Source organism: Aquimarina aggregata (assembly GCF_001632745.1).
Classification (GTDB): Bacteria; Bacteroidota; Bacteroidia; order Flavobacteriales; family Flavobacteriaceae; genus Aquimarina; species Aquimarina aggregata.
In genome coordinates this window covers 85,099-106,115 of the sequence record NZ_LQRT01000002.1, presented here as the reverse complement: position 1 = coordinate 106,115, position 21,017 = coordinate 85,099, and the positions used below count along the sequence as shown (strand labels likewise).

The window sequence follows — 21,017 nt, the reverse complement described above, 5'->3', positions numbered from 1 at the left end:
ATACTATAAGGACGATTAATAATCTATTGCATCATAAATCACTCTTTGTATCTCTGATCGAATATCGTTAGAAATCAGTTTACGATTTGCCGAATCAGGAAAAGTACGGTTACTTAGAAATACATAAACAATTTCTTCTTCTGGATCTGCCCAGGTAAAGGTACCTGTAAATCCACTATGACCAAAGCTTGTCTTTGAAATACAGCCACATGTAGGTCCTATATCTCCTAATTGTGGCTTATCAAAGCCCACTCCCCTACGTACATCTCTATTACAATAATAGCACGTATTAAACTCTTCTAAAGTTTGACTTTTAAAATATTGCTTTCCTCCATAGCTACCTCCGTTTAAGTACATTTGCATAATTTTAGCAACATCATTTGCATTAGAAAACAGCCCAGCATGTCCGCCAATTCCACCAAACATAGCGGCTCCTTGATCATGCACATAGCCATGGATAATCTCTTGTCTGAAGGCACCATCATTTTCTGTAGGTACAATTCTCTTTTTCTTAAATTTATTAGATGGCAAATAAGATGTATTGTTAGCACCTAATGATCTGTAAAAATGTTGTTGTGTGAGCGCATCTAACGAGTTTCCGTAATGATTTTCAATATATTTTTTTAATAAGTAATACGGTAAATCACTGTATTTATAACGTAGTCTTTTTCTTAATTCACTATCTCTTATTCTTAAAAATAAAGAATCGCGCATATCACTACGAAAATAAAGGTTCTCTGTTACTCTTATATTAAATTCATCTGAAGATTTAGTCCTATAATATTTTTTATCTGGCTTTTGTGTAACACTATCAAGAGTCTTTAAATAGAAAGGTATCCATGCTCTAAGTTTTGCATAATGAGAAAGCATCGACCTAATCGTAATATCTTTTTTGTTAGAATCTTTAAAAGAAGGTAACATTTCACCAACACGTGTATCCAAGGAAACGATTCCTTTATCTTTCATTTCTATAACAAGTGGTAAAGTGGCTAGTATTTTTGTTAATGATGCTAAATCATATATATCAGTTCCTTTAACTTTTCTTAGCTTATTATAGGTGTGATATCCATAATTTTTATTAAAAACAACTTTTCCTTTTCTTGCGACGATTAATTGCAATCCTGGAGCCATTTTTTCTTTTAATGTACGATCAACTATAGAATCTATTCTTTTTAACTTGTATGAATTCATTCCTACACTTTCTGGCAGGCCATAAGTCAATCTGTTTAATGATCTTGTCTCAATTCCAGTCCCTACCGGAAAATCTTCCCCTAAACTAACAGGAAGCTTTCCTTTTGCCCCTATTCCTCCAAAAAGCATTTGTGCTGCTTTTTCCTGAGAGACTTCACTGTTTTGATATGCCATTAAGATCCCTTCAAAATTTAAAGTCGTCAACATATCCAACATAGCATAGGGTCTCGCAAAAATATTTAACACTGTTGTGTTAAGCCTTGCAATTTCATACAACCAGACTAATTCTTTGTCAGTGAACTTATAATCTTTCCAAGGAGAAGCATTAGATTTATGAAAACCTATTACCACATAATTATAATTACGCAACTGATCGATCATCTCACTTAATTGATTTGCCTTAACCCAGTCGACTTTTGCATACTTATTAAGCTCTTGATAAAAAGCATCTCCAGAATCATCACCCATAGATACGTAGGCAACTTTTTTTAAATCTAGATTTTTGACGGGCATCACAGCTCTATCATTCTTTAAAACTGTTAATGAGTTTTCTACCAAACTATGATGAAGTGTTTTGTTTTTAACACTATTCAATTCTTCATATAAAAAAGCAGTTTCAACGGGCTTATACTTATGAAGTCCCACTTTATATTTGGCTAATAATATTTTTCTAACAGAGTGAGCTAAACGTTCTTCTGTTACAATTTTTGAATAGTAGGCAGAAATTATTTTTTGTGAAGCCAGAGGAACATCTTCTGAAATTAACAGTACGTCGTTACCTGCTAAAAAGGCAGCTAAATCAATTTCTCCGGGGCTTTTAAAATCAGAAGCGCCTTTCATATTTAAAGCATCTGTAAAAATAAGTCCTTCAAAACTTAAGCTATCTTTAAGTAAAGTAGTTACTACCCCTTTAGAAATAGAAGAAGGGTACCCAACTCTAGATTCTAAACTCGGAATATTAAGATGTGCAACCATTACACTTGATAAGCCTTCTTTAATAAGTTGTTTATACGGATATAACTCAATACTATCTATTCTTTGTGCATTAAAATTTATTGTGGGTAAAGTTTTATGAGAATCGCTATCTGTATCACCATGACCAGGAAAATGTTTGGCACTTGCCATAATTCCTTCTTTCTGCATTCCTTTCATAAAGGCTAGTGATTTTTGAGTCACCATTTCTTTACTTTCGCCAAATGAACGATTTCCTATAATTGGGTTTTTAGGATTTGTATTGATGTCTACTACCGGAGCAAAATTTATATGAATTCCAAGGCGTTTACAATGTCTAGCAATTTGTCTGCCAGTTTCTTCAATCAAATCATTATTTTGTATGGCTCCCAAAGTCATATTCCATGGAAAAGCCTGAGTAGAATCTAAACGCATTGCGAGTCCCCACTCTGCATCCATACCAATTAATAAAGGTACTTTAGAAAGCTCTTGATACTCGTTATTTAATTTTGCTTGTCTATTAGGTCCCCCTTTGGAAAAAATTACTCCTCCGATATGATATTCTTCTATGAGTTTTTTTATTTTGTCTGTATCCTTTTTGGGTTTAGAAGAAAACACATCCACCATAAAAAGTTGTCCAACTTTTTCCTTAAGCGTCATTTTACTATACACACTATCCACCCAGCGTCTTTGAGCATCTTCATCTTCAGTAATTAGAGGGTTCTGAAATTGAGAATATGCACTAATCGTGATAAATAAAACAATAAAAGAAATATACTTTTTAATACTATGCCACACGAAAATTTTAGTTTAAAAACCGGTTGTGCCAACTATCTTTTGCTGGGACTTCCCAATTGGTTCGATATTCGGCAATATTAGTCACTAGGTTATTGAAAACGATAGTATTTGGGGATACTGATCTTTTTTTGGCCATCATCTTAAAATCTGATAGCGTTTTATAAGCTACAAATTCTCCTTGTTTAAAGGAAACATTCATCTTATCCATCAAATCAACACTATATAGTTGTTCTAAATCTTGGATAAAATGTACTGAAGCATCTATTGAGCAACCAGTAGCAGGATTAAGTCCTTGATCTAATCCTATTGTTATGAATCTTTTATATTTAATTTCATAACTAGCTTTAAGATCCGAACCATGTGCTGTCCATTGCTCTAAAAATTCGTTTAATTTATTTTTAATTTCTTCCAATTCCTCTTGAGAAAATGATCTATTTGCTTGATAAATCCACACTCTAGATGTTTCAGGAAGTTCATTGAAGTCTACCAACATTACCTATCTTTTTACTTTTTTACTAAAATAGCAAAAACTATTACTATTTCCCTTTAGAATCTATTTAAAAAAAGAGTTAATATGAAAAACATATTAACTCTACTTAAATTGTACTTTATTTGATAAATATATTATAAATCTTGTGCATTAGCTATAAGCTCTGCAACATCCATAACATCAATACTATCTTCTTTTTCTTTATTCTTAACACCATCGGTCATCATAGTGTTACAAAACGGACAACCAGCGGCAATTATATCGGGTTTTGTCTCTAAAGCATCTTCTGTTCTTTCGATATTTACATCTTTATTACCTGGTTCTGGTTCTTTGAACATTTGAGCACCTCCAGCACCACAACATAAACCATTTCGTTTACAGCGTTTCATTTCAATCAACTCAACTTCTAATTTTTTAAGTAAGTCTCTTGGTGCTTCATAAACATTATTTGCTCTACCCAGGTAACATGGATCATGAAAAGTAATTCGTTTCCCTTTAAATTTACCTCCTTCTACAGTTAATCTACCTTCATCTAATAAAGACTTAAGAAATTGGGTATGATGCATAACATCATAATCACCTCCTAAGACTGGATATTCATTTTTTAAGGTATTAAAACAATGAGGGCAGGCTGTTACAACCTTTTTTATTTCATATGCATTCATTACCTCAATATTGGTAACTGCTTGCATTTGAAATAAAAATTCATTTCCAGCTCGTTTTGCAGGATCTCCTGTACAACTTTCTTCTGTTCCTAAAACTGCAAAATCAACATTTGCACTATGAAGTAGTTTTACAAATGCTTTTGTAATCTTTTTCGCCCTATCATCAAAACTACCTGCACAACCTACCCAAAATAGCACTTCGGGTTTTTTACCTTCGGCCATATACTCTGCCATTGTGGGTACTTTTATAGTTTCGCTCATATTTAATACTTTATTTTTCTTAATTCCTTATTTAAAAGAAGGTGGATAGGAAAACCACTTATTTAATCGTGTTTTCCGTCATCAAAAACCTCTATAGTCACCACTCTCTCTACCAATTCTGTAAATTTACCTGTGTATCGAGTTGCTTTTACTAAGTGATTATCAATCCAATGATAATTCCCTCCTCTTGGTTTACCCATTAACAGGCTATGATACTTAAATCCATGTTTATTTAACCAAGATTCTGTTACTCCTCTATGTTCTTCTGTTCGCGATGTAAAGAAACATATGATATGTCCTTCATCAAACCATTTGTTTAATGTTACTAAAGCATCTGGAAATGGTTCACATGTAACCATACGTTCTGGTTCTTCATTCGGTACATCTTCTGTAATTGTACCATCGATATCAATTAAATAATTTTTGATACCTTCTGGAAGTACAGGGCTAATATGCTCTCCTGCCTCTACTTTATCGTGTAGTAATTTTTCTACTTCTTCCTTCTTCATAACTATTATTTCTCTTTAGTTTAAATGGTTAATTGGTTAATTTAAATTAATACGTGATCATTTATTCTTTACTCCAGTTTACTCTATCCATTTGGTTAAATGGCCATGGAGCTCCGTTATTTTCTATATTAGACATCATATTATTTAGATCTGTTGGTGCTGCACTCTCTTCCATTACTAAATAACGTCTCATATCCATAATGATTGACAATGGACTTATGCTTACAGGGCAAGCCTCAACACAAGCGTTACAACTTGTACATGCCCATAGTTCTTCTGTCGAAATATAGTCGTTTAATAATTGTTTACCATCATCGACAAAACTACCATTCTTATCAATATTATCTCCCACTTCTTTAAGACGATCTCTAGTATCCATCATTATTTTACGAGGAGAAAGTTTCTTTCCTGTTTGATTTGCAGGACATTCACTAGTACAACGCCCACACTCGGTACAAGTATAAGCATTAAGTAATTGTGCCCAATTAAGATCCATAACATCCGAAGCTCCAAACTTTTCAGGTTCACCTTCTTCTGCCTGATCTTCTGCAGGAGCTGCAAACGGATCAGCATTAGGATCCATCATTAACATTACTTCTTTGGTAACTGCTTCTAGATTATCTAGTTGCCCTTTGGGTTTTAAATCTCCATAGTATGTATTCGGGAAAGCTAATAAAATATGCAAGTGTTTAGAGAAATATAAATAGTTCAAAAACACTAGGATTCCAAGAATATGCAACCACCAGGCTCCTCTTTCTAAAAGTATAAGGCTTCCTTCTGACATTCCTTCAAAAAGCGGAGAAATAAACTGACTTATTGGATATGATCCTGCGCTGATATAATGCCCAGAACCTAATTCTTGTAACTGTAGATCAGCAGCATTCATAACCAAAAATAAGGTCATTAATACCATTTCGAAATACAAGATAAGATTACCATCATTTTTAGGCCATCCTTTCATCTCGGGGTTCCAAAAACGTTTAAGTTTAATAACATTACGACGTGTCCAAAATAAAATAACTCCTACAAATACTAAAAATGCTAAAATCTCGAATGAGCCAATCAGAAAGTCATAAAGTGGTCCTAAGAATGAAAATATTCTATGCGTACCAAAAATACCATCGATAATAATCTCGAGCACCTCTATATTAATAATAATAAAACCTATGTAAACCACGATATGTAAAATACCTGCTATTGGTCTTCTTACCATTTTAGACTGCCCTAGAGCAATCATAGCCATATTTTTAAATCGCGCTGCTTTATCATCTGACCTATCTACATCTTTACCAAGGCGAATGTTACGAATAACCTTACGGATATTCTTTATAAAATATCCAATCCCAGCCACTAAGGCAATTACAAATAAGATATTAGGTATGTATTGCATAATCTATTAATTAATTTATTGAGTCTGTTGGTTTTTCGTATGGTGCATTTTTCTTTCCAAAAACAGAAATATGAACGTAACGTTTTGGATTTAGTCTTAAGTCCTGAAGTAAAAGCTCTAATTGTTTACTTGTCTTTTCTAAATTATCGTATAATTTATCATCCTTCAACAATTTTCCTGCTGTACCTTTTCCTGACTTTAAATCTTGTGAAATTTTATCAAAATTAACTAAGACAGCTTCCAATTCCTTTCCTATTTTACCAATATTGATATTTGACAATGAATCTGACACTTTATTTAATTTCGTAGAAATTTCATCTGCATTTCTAAATGCATTACTCAATTTATCTTCATTAGCTATCATAAGGTTATTTAACCTTCTTGATGTTCCTTTAAAGTCTTTTACGCTCTCACTTAAATCTTTAAAAATAGTATTAAGGTTATTTTTATTATCTACATTAAGAATACCGTTAACAGATGTCAACAATGTATCTGCATCGGTTATAGCGGCTTCTAACTTTTCTTGTAAAGGTGCTAACTTATCATTTACCAATTCTAACAAACCAGCTTCTACTCTGCCTGGTAACGTATCCCTATCTTTTGCTTCAAGTCCTTTTTCATACTTTGGCATTATTGCTAAAGATTTTCCTCCTATTAAGCCTCCGCCATATACTTTTGCTTCACTATTTTTAGAAAATGAAAAATCATTACCAACTGTAAACTCTACGACCAAATTACCTTCGGTATCAGCAAAATCGATAGATACTACCTGACCAACCACTAAGCCATTTATAGTAACGGGGGAAGATGGTATTAATCCCTCGACATTTTTATAGACTGCATATAATGTTCTATCATTTTCGAGAAGATTTTTCCCTTTTAAAAAGCTATATCCAAAAATCAAAAGTGCTATAGCGCATATCGCTAAAATTCCTGTTTTAACTTCTCGAGTAAATTTCAAAATATATTATGTTTTAGGACACAAATTTAGAATAAAAAAACTTTTCTACTACCTATTCTTTGAGGAATTCTTAGTATTTATTTAGATTAATTAGAAGAAATATTAGCTTTTAGTGCTTCTGTTAAAGGAATTGCTTCATTATTCCGAAAAGCTGCTATAAAACTAGAATCGTATCCTTTTCCTGTTGCAATTTCTTTAAGCTCCTGTATTAGAGTATAGTTAGAGGTACTTCCAAAATAATATTTATACAAGTCCCCAGACTTAATTTTTGACAATTGATCAAGCCCGTTAAAGTTAAAGGGTTGCAACTCTATATCGGTTGAACCGGCAGCAATTTGCACTTTAAAAACAACATCTTCGTACACCTGTCCTCCTTCTATTTTAGGTGTCTTCGTTTCTACTACCTTAGGAGTCTCTGTTTTTGGAACATAATATATAGCATCTAGACTTTCTTTATAATCTATTATAGAGGTTACAATAGATTTTGCCATTTCGGCCTGTCCTTTCTTAGAATTTAAAAATTTACCTTCTTTATTATTGGTTAAAAAACCAAGTTCTATAAGAACACTAGGCATATATGTTTGGTGTAGTACTACAAATCCAGCTTGTTTTACTCCACGACTTTTTCTACTTAATGTCTTTTTAAACCTGTTTTGAACAAAACTGGCGAGTGTAAGGCTTTGGTCCAAATATTCTTCTTGCATTAATGTTAGCCCTATTATAGATTCTGGAGAATTAGGATCAAAACCATCATAATTGGCTTCATAATTATCTTCTAAAAGAATAACTGAATTTTCGTTTTTAGCCACATTAAAGTTTTCATCATTTGCATGCAATCCTAAAACAAATGTTTCTGTACCGTAGGCTTGGGAACGGTGAGAATTGCAATGTACAGAAACAAAAAGATCTGCTCCTGCCTTATTGGCAATACTACCTCGTTCATGCAACTCTATAAAATTATCAGTTTTTCGGGTATATACAACCTTAAACCTAGGGTCTTTTTCTAATGCCTTACCAACAGATAACACTACATTTAAAGAAATAGTTTTTTCTTCATATCCGTTTCCTCTATTACCAGAATCATGTCCCCCATGTCCTGCATCTAAAACTACTACAAATTTCTTTTTTTCTTGTAAAGTTTCGGGATTCTGAAACCCGTATATTATAAAAATTACAACTCCCAGAAAAATACTATATGTTATATTTCGTTTCATCAACTACAAATAATTTACTATAAAATTGAAACATTCCATTTTTGTTCCCGTATTTAATAACAGACATGAAAAAATAATAATTATATGCTTCATAAAAAAGATACTATAACCCAACTATTTAAATGGGTTTTAAAATATCTAAATAACATATTTTTTTATTTTTTTACCAATTACAATCTAGGCATCAAAAATATATGTAATTTTGGCACTTCAAAAACTAAGCCATAGTTTCACAAAAATAGGATTTAAACCATTGCAAACAAAGGTACGACAGATAGTTTATTCACTAAGTTTTTCACTTTTTTGTTTTTGTCAAGTTACTGCACAAGAAACAAATGAGACTACAGAGGTACCTATTCCTGCTGTTAAGGATTCGATTTCGGGGATAACCCCTATAAACAAAAAGGATTCGATAATTACTCAACAAAACGGGATTAAGATTAACCCAGAAAAACTCTTAAGTGAAAAAGCTCAGGATACAACAAAAAAAGACAGTTTAGCTGCAGAATCACAGCTCTTAACGGATAAAGTTGATTACAAATCAACTGATTATATGCGTTTAAGTCGTAGAGAAAACAAAATGTACTTATACAATGAGGCAGAAATCATCTATGGTGATATGCAGATTAATGCTGGATTTATCGTTGTTGATAACGAAAAAAATGAAGTTTATGCTTATGGTATTAAAGATTCTTTAGGCAATTATACACAAACTCCCATATTCAAACAATCACAAAATATAGTAGAACCAGATTCTATTCGATTTAATTTTGATACAGAAAAGGCTTTAATCTATAATTCCAGGACCGAGCAAAATGGTTTTAAAATCAAGAATGAAGTTTCAAAGAGAGAAAATGACTCTGTTGTTTATATGAAAAATGTAAAATTTACAACTTCAGAAAATATAGAAGATCCTGAGTATTATTTCTACGCTAGACGTATCAAATTTGTTCCTAAGAAAAAAATTGTTACGGGATTAGTAAATATGTTTATTGCTGATGTGCCAACTATATTAGGTTTGCCCTTTGGTTATTTCCCGCTTACAGAAGATAGAACATCGGGTTTTATTATCCCTAATCCTGGTGAAGAAAGAAATCGTGGCTATTTTCTACAGAATGGTGGGTATTACTTTGCACTTAGTGATTATGCAGATTTGACACTCCTAGGAGATTATTATACTAATGGGAGTTATACTTTAGCCGTTGAATCAGCATATGCAAAACGATATAAATTTAGAGGAAACTTAAGGTTTAGATACGAAAACAACCTTACAAGTGAAAGAGGTTTTCCCGATTTTGCCCAAAGAACTACTTATAACATACAGTGGACTCATAGCCAAGATGCTAAAGCGAATCCTAATTCTCGTTTTTCTGCTTCTGTAAATTTTGGTAGTAGTGACTTTTTTCAACAATCAACTAATCAACTTAACACGGGTAACTTCTTAAATAACCAGATTAGTTCTTCTATATCATATTCGAAAACTTTTCCTGGAGACCCACAGGTTAATTTTAATGCAGCTGCTACGCATAACTCTAATACAAATACAGGTACTGTAAATATGACTTTACCTAATATTAATGCCAGTGTATCAAGAGTTTTTCCTTTTGCTCCAAAAGTAGGTGTCAAAAAAGGGATTATTCAAAATATTAATACACAATATAATGTTAGAGCAGAAAACAGAATTACTACTACAGATGATGACTTATTCTCAGCTCGAATGTTCGACGAAGCTAGAGCGGGAATACAGCACTCTATACCTATAAGTACAAATTTTAAAATTTTTAGATATATCAGTGCTAGTGCTGGAACAAATTATCAAGAAAATTGGGTCTTTGAAACCATAGATCAAGAATTTGATCCTGAACTTAACAATGGTCAGGGAGGCGTACAAAGAGACACCATAAAAGGCTTTGATTCCTACCGTACATATAATTTTTCTACAAGTCTAGGGACTACTATATATGGTACTTTTAATTTTAAAAAAGGTAAAAAAATAGAGGCTATTAGGCATACCATGAGACCGTCTATAAGCTACAGCATCAATCCTGATTTTGGTCAGTTTTATACATCTTATGAACGACCTATTGAAGATAACCCTACAACTCCAGAAATTGAAACAGGAGTTGAAGATGTAGTGTATTCGAGATTTGAAGGTGGCTTTTTTGGAGCTCCAAGTAACGTATTTTCAAGTAGTATTGGTTTTTCTTTAAGTAATAACTTAGAAATGAAAGTGCGCAGTAAGGATTCTACTGCTCTTGAAGCGAAAAAAGTAACAATATTAAATAATTTAAATATTAGTACGTCGTATAATATAGCTGCTGATACCCTTAATCTAAGTCCTATTGCAATATCAGGAAATATCCCTATTGTCCAGAATAAATTAGACATTAATTTTAATGCTCAGTTAGATCCATATGCCTTAGATAACAATAACCGTAGAATTGATGTTTGGAACATCGATAATGGGGGGAGTTTATTTAGACTTACACGAGCTAGTGCAAACTTTGGATATTCTTTTTCAAGTAAAGATTTTGAAAAAGGAAAATCAAATGAAGACCCCTTAGAAAATCAAAACTTTAGAAACGAAGGTAGGCCTGATAATCTTTTTGGGGGCGTCACAGATTTTGGAGAGAATAGATCATACGATAAGGATAAAAGCAAAGACACTAATCAGGACGTTCAAAATTATAATTACAAAATCCCATGGACCTTGCGGATCTCATATAATGTAAACTACAGTAATAATGCAAGGCAAAATGAAATATCATCGAATTCAGTCATGTTTTCTGGAGATGTAGAACTTGCTCCAAGATGGAGTGTTGGTGTATCATCGGGATATGATTTCAGAAACCCTGGTTTTACTTTTACTAATTTTAGATTTCAAAGAGATCTTGAAAGTTGGGTTATGAATTTTAACTGGATTCCGTTTAGCGAACGTACCTCATGGAATTTCTTTATTGGTATTAAATCTAATGTTTTAAGTGATATCAAATGGGATAAACGACGTGAACCTGATAGACAGTTGTAATAAATTCTATTACAATTTAGATATTTAAAAATTGAATAACACCTTTAATCTCTTCTCATAATGAAAAAAATAATTACCACTGCTAAAGCTCCAGCCCCTATTGGACCTTATAATCAAGCTATATTAAACGGAAATACATTGTATACTTCTGGACAAATTGCAATTAATCCAGACACAGGAGAATTAGTACTTGATGATATTAAAACGGAAGCAGAACAAGTTATGCAGAATCTAAAAGCTATTCTTGATCAAGTTGAAATGACTTTCGAAAATGTAATCAAAACCACAATTTTCTTAAATGACATGAATAACTTTGCTCAAGTAAATGAAGTTTATGGTGGGTATTTTAACGAGGATACTGCCCCTGCAAGAGAAACAGTTGCTGTAGCTGCTTTACCCAAGTTTGTTAATGTTGAGATTTCTGTTATCGCAGTAAAATAGATAGTATTTCTTTTAATATGTAAGACATTACCCTTCTAAAGTATATTTGATTTACTTTAGAAGGATTTATAGTTATATCATTTATTTACAACCTTTGTCTTAGAAAGCGTATCATGCCACCCAGTACCTTCACCTAAAAATGAAAATGCATCAAAAGGGATATAACGACATAGACTTCTTAGTAAAATTGTTCCCGCCTCGGGCACATTTCCTTGCTCATCAACAACTTTAGTCCCTGTAATTATCTTACCCATTGTTCTGCTAGTAGTCATCTCAAAGAACGTATAATATGTTACACCAATTACAAATCCAAATACATAATTTAGTATGGGATTTTCTTGTTCTAATGCATACATGGTTTCCGGTGAGAATAAAGCCAATAAAATTCCTGCAACGAAACTAAAAATAATGATAAATATATAATCAATAATTAAATTAGCAAATCTTTGTCCTTGACTGGCCTCTTTATGATTTAAGGCTCTCTCTAATTCTTGAACTTTTTCTTTTTCTTTAAGGGTTACATCCTCTTCATAATGCTCACAAGTTTCTTGAAAATCTGCTACCGTATTGGTTAATTCGCAAATTACTCCTTGTTTCATATCAAATTTTTGATTTTTACAAACTTTGCAAAACACAAGTTGTTTTTGTCTATTCATAATTGATGGTTTATTTAGTTTTCCTTTTTATTCATGTCAATTGATCAGGAATTGTTACCATCTTATATGACATTTTAAATCTTAGACATCAATTTTAGTTTGACAAATCAGAAAAGTATACCTTATTAATTACTCTTATCTTAGGGTGGGGTATTCTTGTACTTATTTGTTTTAGGAAAAAGGAAGATATTATGAAAACTACGCTTATTTGTGTTTTTACATTTTTTAGTGTGATTATGTGTATTGCGCAAAGTACATCTACCAACTATATTTTTGGGAACTCACAAAACAGCACATATCAAAGTGGTAATTTTATGAGTTTGGCAAACAATCTTAATAACAATACTACTCTAAACTATACTTTTAATAAACCTTTTGTTGTTCGTACTACACAAAATAACTATTATTCCCCCATATTAACAAGACCAATAAAACTAAACTACTCTATAGGATTTAACCTAGCACAACTCACTTAAGTCCTTCATTTTTCTATATAATATCCAATAAGTCAGGAAGCAATGCTTTAAACCCAGGAGCTTATATACTGTTTGATTTAGGTAGAAACAATATATATGATGAATTATCAGCATCAGAAATAGTGGTTGGGAGTTTTATTCAAGTATTAAATATAATAAGTTGTTTTCAAATTTAGGAAGAGTTTTTATGAATTAAGTCCTATGCTTAAATTCAAAATTTCTTTATCATTGTAATGGTTCTATTACTTTAAGTTACCCACTATAAGCCTTTAAGTAATAATTCTGCTGTAGCTGGATTTGTTGCCAATGGCACATTATAAACATCGCAAAGGCGCATTAACATAAAAATATCTGGCTCATGTGGATGCTTAGCTAATGGATCTCTAAAAAAGATAACCATATCAACTTTTTTTTCGGCAACTCCAGAGGCTATTTGTGCATCACCTCCAAGTGGGCCTGACAATAACGCATCAACCTCAAAACCTGCTCTCTTCGCTTTTTCGCCTGTAGTTCCGGTAGAAATTAATTTTATGTTTTTTGAATGTAATATTTCTTGATGTTCATTTAAAAATTGAACCATCTCTGCTTTCTTACCATCATGTGCTATAATTGCAATTGTCATTTCTAACTTTATATTTCTTATTTATAATACCTTCTTATGTCGAAAGAATATCAGATATTCTTAGTAATTCTTTATTAATCCCATGATCTTCTTTTAATCCGGTATCAAAACTAGTAGCTGCTATTTCGTTATTAATTATTCCTACCATTATATTTTTTTCGCCATCTAACAATAACTCAACCGCTTTAACACATAATCTACTAGCTAATGTTCTATCAAAACACGAAGGAGACCCACCTCTTTGCATATGACCTAATACCGTTACTTTTACTTCATAATCCGGTAAATTTTCGGTTACATAATCAGCTAGTTCATACACATTTTTACCTATTTTATCTCCTTCACTTACCACGACAATACTTGATGATTTACCAGAACGTTTACTACGCTTTAAGGATTCTAACAGTCTATCTAATCCCAAATCTTCTTCAGGAATTAAGATTTCCTCTGCTCCTGCTCCGACACCAGTGTTTAACGCAATAAATCCGGCATCTCTACCCATTACTTCAATAAAGAATAATCGATCATGTGAACTTGCTGTATCTCTAATTTTATCTATCGCCTCGATAACTGTATTTAGAGCAGTATCATAACCTATAGTGAAATTTGTTCCTGCAATATCATTATCTATAGTTCCTGGTACTCCTATAACTGGAATATCGTACTCTTCACTAAAAATCTGTCCACCTCTAAATGTACCATCTCCCCCAATTAATACCATTGCATCAACACCAATCTCTTTGAGGTTATCTGCTGCTTTTTTTCTACCTTCTGGAGTTCTAAAATCTTTTGACCTAGCAGATTTTAATATCGTTCCTCCTTGACTAATAATATTACGAACGCTACGTGCATTCATCATACAATAGTCTCCCTCTATCATTCCTTGATAACCTCTGTAAAACCCTATACATTTTACATTGTAATATGCACATGCCCTCGCTACGGCACGTATTGCAGCATTCATACCTGGGGAATCTCCGCCGGATGTCATAACACCGATTGTTGTAATTTCTCTGGCCATGTATTTTTGTTTATTGTCTATTATGTAAAATAGTCGTAGTTTTTCTACTTCACCACTACCTACATTTATTTATTTTTTTCTGTAAAGTTAATAAAATCTGGTTTTTCAATTTTGATTGTATCTTCTGGTTTTGCGATAGAATCTTGAACTTTTTTAGTTTTAAAAATCTTAGTCCATAATTCATTAAAATTATCAAAATCTACCGAGTATGACAAGCCAACTCCTTGTTCATAGATTTGATTTCCTGCACCGATAAATTGAATATCGTTTTGACGATTAAAGACTTTTCCTCTTAACGATCCATCTTCATTAAATAGATATTCTATTTCTACATCTCCTATTACTCCAGAATCATTTGCACCTCCTATAGGTACTCCTACTCGCCCATTTATTAATATTTTATTATTGATTTGTGTCGAAAGTGTTAATCCGAATTGATCTGCATTTTCTTGATCTAATGTTCGAACTCCTTGTACATAATTAAGTCCTACTTGAAATTTATCATCTTCGTCAGAAAAAATACTATTAAAAAGACCCGAAACTCTTTCGGCAGCAATACCACCTGTAATGGCATTGGCATCCAAAGTACCACTGTAAAATTGCCCAGATGATACTAAAGATAATGCTTGCAATTCTTTAGTTGATTGATCACTTAGTCTGTAATCTAATTCACTTTTTGCTACAGAACTAAGGTTAGGAAATTCTATATTAAAATTGATATTAGGTTGAATTAACTCTCCTTGAAGATCTACCACAACTTCTACCGGTATTTTACGGTTTATAGAAGCACTTTCTAACAATATTGCAGGGTTTGCTTCGGTTTTATATACAGCACTAAGGTCTAAAACGGCTCTAGTTGGACTTCCTGACCAGTTTATAGTTCCCCCATCTCGTACTGTAAATAGTTTTTCTACAAATGGTCCATATCTAAAGTTATACGTTCCTTCATATGCCACAAAATCACCCCACATTTTAAACTTTCCATTGGTATTAATTTCAATCAGTAAGGTTCCCGCTCCTCGACCTTTTAATGAGCTTCCTGTATTTTTATCAATTACAATTTCTACTTCTGCGTTATTATTTACATCAAGATCAAAATTAAGTTCTAAACCTTTTACATCTTCTAAGACAATCTCTTTTCCTTCTAATCGGGCTCTTTTCTCCTCTTGACTAAGAAAATGTATGTAGCTATTATCACCAATAGATTCTGTTTCATTTAAAGGTATTTTAAAACTAGTACCTTTTTCTGTGGTAGCATTAACATCAATCACCAAACCGTCTGTAGGGCCTTTTATTTCGGCTTCACCACTTATAAATCCTGTACCATAATATAAGGATTCTTCATCCTCTTCTGTATCTAAAACTAACAACCTATCGTTAGCCAGCAATTTAAGTCCTAACTCCCATTTCGAGAAACGTCGATGGGCTATAAAGCCTGACAAGACACCTTTTGTATCGTATTTTGTATCTGTAATATTAACATTATCAAAATCAAATTTCTGTTTACTAAGTAGGACTTTTGAATCTTCTTCAAAATTAAGATCAACATTTAAATAAGGAACTGTAAGACCCGATTTATTCAAAGTTAGAACACCATCAATATTAGGGTTTTTATAACTACCAGATATTTTTGCTTGTCCAGAAACAAACCCTCTTATATTAGAAACCACTATACCACCTAAAGCACTAAACCCAGAAATATCCACCTCATCTAAGTCAACATCTACTGCTATAGATGAATTTTTATCCGAAACATTTATTAAACCTACTGCAGAAAGGATTTGCTTCTCTTCACTACTTAGTTTAGTATCTATATTATACTTTGTTAAGTCAGAGTTACCATCTACCTTAAGCTGTAACTGTCCTAGTAATGTTTCATTTACAGTTAAATCATTTATAGTAATTTCGGTATTGGGTAAGTACAATGAATTTTCCTGAATGATTGCTAACTCCCCATTTATCTTTCCCTTTAAATTTAAACTATCTATACGCGGAGTCACTTTGTTTAAATCTACATTGTCAAACGTAGCTGTTAGATTTTTGTAATCTTTACCTCTAGTAACTCCATCTATACGTATTGCCTCATCATTATAATCAAGCATTATAGATTGAATACTTATGTTTTTAAAATCATTATCAAAAACGATCTTATTTTTATCTCTACTTTTCTCTCTATTTGCATACCAGGTATACCCTTTATACGTAAAATCAGACTTTCTAAAACCTACAACAGAGTTATTCTCTTCGTTAATTGTATGATAGAACTCAAGATTGAAATTATCATCATTATTTTTACCACCTTTAAATTCTGAGTGAATAAACAAGGTATCTTTTAAAGTCACATTAATTAGACTAAACTCTGATGCATCATAATACTTTGAATCAATACTATCTATTGCCACGTATGTATTAAAAAGAGGGTTTTTATTATCAACTTGCACATCTATATTCTCCATATAGTTATCATATGCAGTAATCGATGGAGATTTAAAAGTAAGCTTAAATTCTGAATCATCACTCTCTACTTTTCCTTTAATAATAGTATTAGGGGCAAATTGTATTTCGGGAAAAAACACACCTATAATTTTATTATAAATACTAAAATTAAATTCCATAAACTCATGATCGGTGATCTCGGTTGCTTCAAAATTAGTATATAAACTACCTATAGAATTTCTAAATAGATCATAGACGTTTTCAAATCTAAAAACACCTTTTACATTTCCTTCGATAATATCTGGGCTATTAATTTTAATTGTCCTTACATTATCCTTATCAAAATCTGAAGTAATATCAAAATCTTCAAAGTAATATCCTGCATTTTGATTTCGATATAATGTTTTTGCAAAAGAAATTGTCCCAAAAGCATCATTTACTCCAGTTCCTTTAATATTCATATATACATCTCCATTAAATACAGAAACACTATCCCTTGTGAAAATATTTAATCTATGGAGATCAACATGATCCACATTTGCTACAAAATCATAATTATTGACTTCTTCTGATAAATCTGCGACGCCCTTAAAATTAAATTGCGCATTAGGGTCTCGAGAGCTCATATCCCCATCAAAAACCCGATCTTTAAGGTTTCCTATTGCTTTTAAATTCGTGTAGGTATATCCATTAAAATCCAGTTTATTGATATCTCCTTCTATTTTGGTATCAAGACTTTCTAAGGTAAAGCCACTCCCGTCAACATGTATATCAAAAGCTGCATTACCTATCGATTCTCGATCAACTAACTGACCAACATTAAAGTTATTAGAGATAATATTTCCGTTATATGTAGCTTTCGTTAAATCATTTAGATTTTCTAATAAAACAAAGGCATTTACTTTTCCTAATTGGGAAAAAAGATTCATATCAACATCAACAGCTTTTCTAGTAACTATAGCATTACCTATAGCCATAACACTTCCAAACTGATGTATTTGTTTTGGTAAAGAGTTTCCTAAAACGTTTGGCAATAGATTTATTAAATCATAATAATTCGTAGTTACATTATCAAAATCGCCATCTAGTTCAAAATTTGTAACATTTGTGACCGCATTTCGAATTCTTATATCTCCTTTAATACTAGATCTATCAAGCCCAGAAATATTGGCATTTAAAACCCTAAAATCATTAAGTGTACCTCTAACAGAAGTGTTTTTGAGTTTGAAATTATGGTTTTTTCCAAATTCTTTGTAAAATGGAATAAGATCATTTGTAGACACTGTAGCTTTATTAAAGATAGCATTGATCTTTACTTTATTAACAAAATCAGACAACCCTCCTGGTTTATATGAGAATTGAATATCTCCTTGAACATTAGAATCTGGAGTTTCTATACTCAGTTCCTGAAAATTCATTTCTTCGGATTTGATAGAAAAGCAAGTTTGTAACTTTGAAATACGTAATCCCCGCTTATCTTTAAATGTTAACGCATTAATATTTAAATATACATCTGCATCATCAACCATAAGGTTATCTGCAGCTAAATTAATTGCGCTATAATTAATTACTTCTGGACTACTTAGATTTTCATCTATAAAATTATATCGCCCTTCATTAATACTAATATGTTTAGTAGTAAGTAAAAACTTCTCTTTTGAAGATGACTTATTGGTACTATTAAATTTACGGATGAAAGTCATAAGATTATCACTACTCTCATCCTTATAAATTTTCATATTAAAAATTAAATCTTCTATTGCAACATCACCAAGTTCTGGTTTGTTATTCGCAATATCGGTTAAACTACCAATAGATGTTGTAATTCCCGAAGCATATAGCAGCGTATCTTGATGATGATCTTTGACAAAAATTTCTTTAAGTCTTACACCTCCTGCATATGTTAATCCAATTCTTCCTATAGCGATGTCAACACCATAATCTTTATTAAGTTTATTTGTGATTTTTTTTCCTAAATATGTTTGCACCGCAGGTACAGAAAATACAATCACTAAAAATGCAAAAAGTGAAAAAAGGACATGAAATACCCTTAACAATATTTTCCTTAATTTTTTGATACGTTTTATTGTTTTAACTTTGTAGACAATATTAACAATTTCTATGCCCTTTTCCTCATAATGGATCAACAAAAAATATACATTTTAGGTATTGAGTCTTCTTGTGATGATACCTCTGCCGCCATATTATGCAACGGAAAAGTTTTATCTAATGTGGTAGCCTCTCAAAAAATACACGAACAATATGGTGGAGTTGTGCCCGAATTAGCTTCTAGAGCTCACCAACAAAACATTGTTCCTGTAATTGATCAAGCTTTAAAACAAGCAGGTATTGACAAAAAACAGTTAGATGGTATTGCCTTTACAAGAGGTCCAGGGCTTATGGGTTCATTACTCGTAGGAACCTCTTTTGCTAAATCATTAGCACTAGCTTTGGATATTCCGCTTATTGATGTAAATCATATGCAAGCACATATTCTTGCACATTTTATTGAAGAAGAAGAATTTGATAAACCCGAGTTTCCCTTTTTGGCAATGACCATTAGTGGAGGTCATACGCAAATCGTTAAAGTAGACAATTACTTTGATATGGAAGTAATTGGAGAAACTCTGGATGATGCCGTGGGAGAAGCCTTTGATAAAAGCGCTAAAATATTTGGACTTCCTTATCCCGGAGGTCCCTTAATTGATAAGTATGCAAAACTTGGTAACCCAAAAGCTTTCTTATTTCCAAAACCTAAAGTAGGAGAACTCAATTTTAGTTTTAGCGGATTAAAGACTTCTGTTCTTTATTTTACCCAGAAGAAATTAAAAGAAAACCCAAATTTTATAGAAGAAAACCTTAATGATATTTGTGCCTCATTACAACATACAATTATTAATATTCTTGTTGATAAGTTGAAAAAAGCTTCAAAACAAACAGGCATAAAACGTATTGCCATTGGTGGTGGAGTATCTGCTAATTCGGGTATTAGAGCTGCACTAAAAGAAGGAGAACATAAATTTGGGTGGAAAACATTTGTTCCTAAATTTGAATATACTACTGATAATGCCGCAATGATAGGAATTGTTGGATATTTGAAGTTTTTGAAAAAAGACTTTACAGACATGAGCGTTGTAGCTAAATCTAGAATAAAATTCTAATGCAACTATTTTATAATGATACCTTAACAGAAACGAGCACTAGCATAAAGTTCTCGCGAGAAGAAAGTAAACACATCTCTAAAGTTCTTCGAAAACAAGAAGGAGATACATTAAATATTACTAATGGCAAAGGTCTTTTGTTTACTGCCAGTATTACTTTCTCTAACCCTTCGCAATGCCATGCGACAATAGATTCGTATACCCTAGAAGCTCGTAAACCATATCGATTACATCTAGTGGTAGCCCCCACCAAAATGAATGATCGATATGAATGGTTTTTAGAAAAAGCTACAGAAATAGGTATTCATGAAATAACTCCGATAATTTGTGACCATAGTGAACGAAAAGTAATCAAACAAGAGCGCTTTGAACGTATTTTACTAAGCGCAATGAAACAATCTTTGCAATGCTACTTACCTAAGCTCAATCCCGCAATATCATTTTCTAATTTTATTAGCACTACTAATCATGATCAATTATACATTGCTCATTGTGAAGAAACAAAAAAACAATCGCTAAAGGATGTCCTTAAACAAGGTTCTAGTTATACTATACTTATCGGTCCAGAAGGAGATTTTTCAACTAAAGAAATCGAATTAGCATTAACGTCTGGATATACGCCTGTTACTTTAGGAGATACTAGACTAAGAACTGAAACAGCAGCTATGGTGGCTACTCATAGTGTAGCTTTTATAAATTCATAGATTATATAATGAGCCACTTTACAAAACTGTATAGTAGCTCAT

The 21,017-nt window shown here is 32.3% G+C and carries 16 protein-coding genes; 5 read left to right on the top strand and 11 right to left on the bottom strand.

The window, feature by feature from the left end; genetic code table 11:
• Positions 1–15: 15 nt before the first annotated feature.
• The 7 genes from AWE51_RS02200 to AWE51_RS02170 form a co-directional block, all read right to left on the bottom strand.
• Positions 16–2,940 (bottom strand): glycoside hydrolase family 3 N-terminal domain-containing protein, encoded by a 2,925-nt coding sequence (locus AWE51_RS02200; RefSeq protein ID WP_232517324.1) that lies wholly within the window; start codon positions 2,938–2,940, stop codon positions 16–18.
• Positions 2,941–2,947: 7 nt separating this feature from the next.
• Positions 2,948–3,433, bottom strand: a complete 486-nt coding sequence (locus AWE51_RS02195; protein WP_066308872.1) for an ABC transporter ATPase — start codon at positions 3,431–3,433, stop codon at positions 2,948–2,950.
• 131 nt (positions 3,434–3,564) lie between these two features.
• On the bottom strand, positions 3,565–4,356 hold the full coding sequence (locus AWE51_RS02190; RefSeq protein ID WP_066308869.1) for a (Fe-S)-binding protein: 792 nt from the start codon (positions 4,354–4,356) through the stop codon (positions 3,565–3,567).
• Positions 4,357–4,418: 62 nt separating this feature from the next.
• Positions 4,419–4,865 carry an LNS2 domain-containing protein gene (locus AWE51_RS02185; protein WP_066308866.1) on the bottom strand — a complete coding sequence of 149 codons (447 nt, stop codon included), beginning with the start codon at positions 4,863–4,865 and terminating at the stop codon, positions 4,419–4,421.
• Between the two features lie 61 nt (positions 4,866–4,926).
• A complete protein-coding gene (locus tag AWE51_RS02180; protein WP_066308863.1) occupies positions 4,927–6,255 on the bottom strand; it encodes a (Fe-S)-binding protein in 1,329 nt (442 codons plus the stop codon).
• A 10-nt stretch (positions 6,256–6,265) separates the two neighbouring features.
• Positions 6,266–7,216 (bottom strand): MlaD family protein, encoded by a 951-nt coding sequence (locus AWE51_RS02175; protein WP_066308862.1) that lies wholly within the window; start codon positions 7,214–7,216, stop codon positions 6,266–6,268.
• Positions 7,217–7,302: 86 nt separating this feature from the next.
• Positions 7,303–8,430 carry an N-acetylmuramoyl-L-alanine amidase family protein gene (locus AWE51_RS02170; protein ID WP_066308861.1) on the bottom strand — a complete coding sequence of 376 codons (1,128 nt, stop codon included), beginning with the start codon at positions 8,428–8,430 and terminating at the stop codon, positions 7,303–7,305.
• A 202-nt stretch (positions 8,431–8,632) separates the two neighbouring features.
• Between AWE51_RS02170 and AWE51_RS02165 the strand changes: the two genes are divergently transcribed.
• Both AWE51_RS02165 and AWE51_RS02160 read left to right on the top strand, forming a co-directional pair.
• Positions 8,633–11,458, top strand: coding sequence for a putative LPS assembly protein LptD (locus AWE51_RS02165; protein ID WP_066308857.1), 2,826 nt, complete (start codon positions 8,633–8,635; stop codon positions 11,456–11,458).
• A 60-nt stretch (positions 11,459–11,518) separates the two neighbouring features.
• Positions 11,519–11,899, top strand: a complete 381-nt coding sequence (locus tag AWE51_RS02160) for a RidA family protein (protein WP_066308854.1) — start codon at positions 11,519–11,521, stop codon at positions 11,897–11,899.
• A 77-nt stretch (positions 11,900–11,976) separates the two neighbouring features.
• Here the strand turns inward: AWE51_RS02160 and AWE51_RS02155 are convergent, their stop codons facing one another.
• The gene (locus tag AWE51_RS02155; protein WP_082832283.1) at positions 11,977–12,555 is read right to left on the bottom strand and encodes an RDD family protein; all 579 of its coding nucleotides are present in this window, start codon (positions 12,553–12,555) and stop codon (positions 11,977–11,979) included.
• Between the two features lie 191 nt (positions 12,556–12,746).
• On the opposite strand from AWE51_RS02155, the gene AWE51_RS02150 reads away from it, so the two are divergent.
• Positions 12,747–13,031 (top strand): hypothetical protein, encoded by a 285-nt coding sequence (locus AWE51_RS02150; RefSeq protein ID WP_066308853.1) that lies wholly within the window; start codon positions 12,747–12,749, stop codon positions 13,029–13,031.
• Positions 13,032–13,290: 259 nt separating this feature from the next.
• On the opposite strand, the gene AWE51_RS02145 is transcribed toward AWE51_RS02150, so the two are convergent.
• From AWE51_RS02145 to AWE51_RS02135, 3 genes are all read right to left on the bottom strand, one after another.
• Positions 13,291–13,653: a methylglyoxal synthase gene (locus tag AWE51_RS02145; RefSeq protein WP_066308851.1), complete on the bottom strand. Its 363-nt coding sequence runs from the start codon at positions 13,651–13,653 to the stop codon at positions 13,291–13,293.
• Between the two features lie 34 nt (positions 13,654–13,687).
• Positions 13,688–14,674, bottom strand: a complete 987-nt coding sequence (gene pfkA, locus AWE51_RS02140; protein WP_066308848.1) for a 6-phosphofructokinase — start codon at positions 14,672–14,674, stop codon at positions 13,688–13,690.
• A 65-nt stretch (positions 14,675–14,739) separates the two neighbouring features.
• Positions 14,740–19,122 carry a translocation/assembly module TamB domain-containing protein gene (locus tag AWE51_RS02135; RefSeq protein WP_232517323.1) on the bottom strand — a complete coding sequence of 1,461 codons (4,383 nt, stop codon included), beginning with the start codon at positions 19,120–19,122 and terminating at the stop codon, positions 14,740–14,742.
• Positions 19,123–19,248: 126 nt separating this feature from the next.
• Between AWE51_RS02135 and tsaD the strand changes: the two genes are divergently transcribed.
• Together tsaD and AWE51_RS02125 are read left to right on the top strand one after the other, a co-directional pair.
• Entirely contained in the window at positions 19,249–20,271 is a 1,023-nt protein-coding gene (gene tsaD / locus AWE51_RS02130) for a tRNA (adenosine(37)-N6)-threonylcarbamoyltransferase complex transferase subunit TsaD (protein WP_066308845.1), read from the top strand.
• Positions 20,271–20,975 carry a 16S rRNA (uracil(1498)-N(3))-methyltransferase gene (locus tag AWE51_RS02125; protein WP_066308842.1) on the top strand — a complete coding sequence of 235 codons (705 nt, stop codon included), beginning with the start codon at positions 20,271–20,273 and terminating at the stop codon, positions 20,973–20,975. Before tsaD ends, AWE51_RS02125 begins: the two co-directional genes overlap by 1 nt.
• Positions 20,976–21,017: the final 42 nt, after the last annotated feature.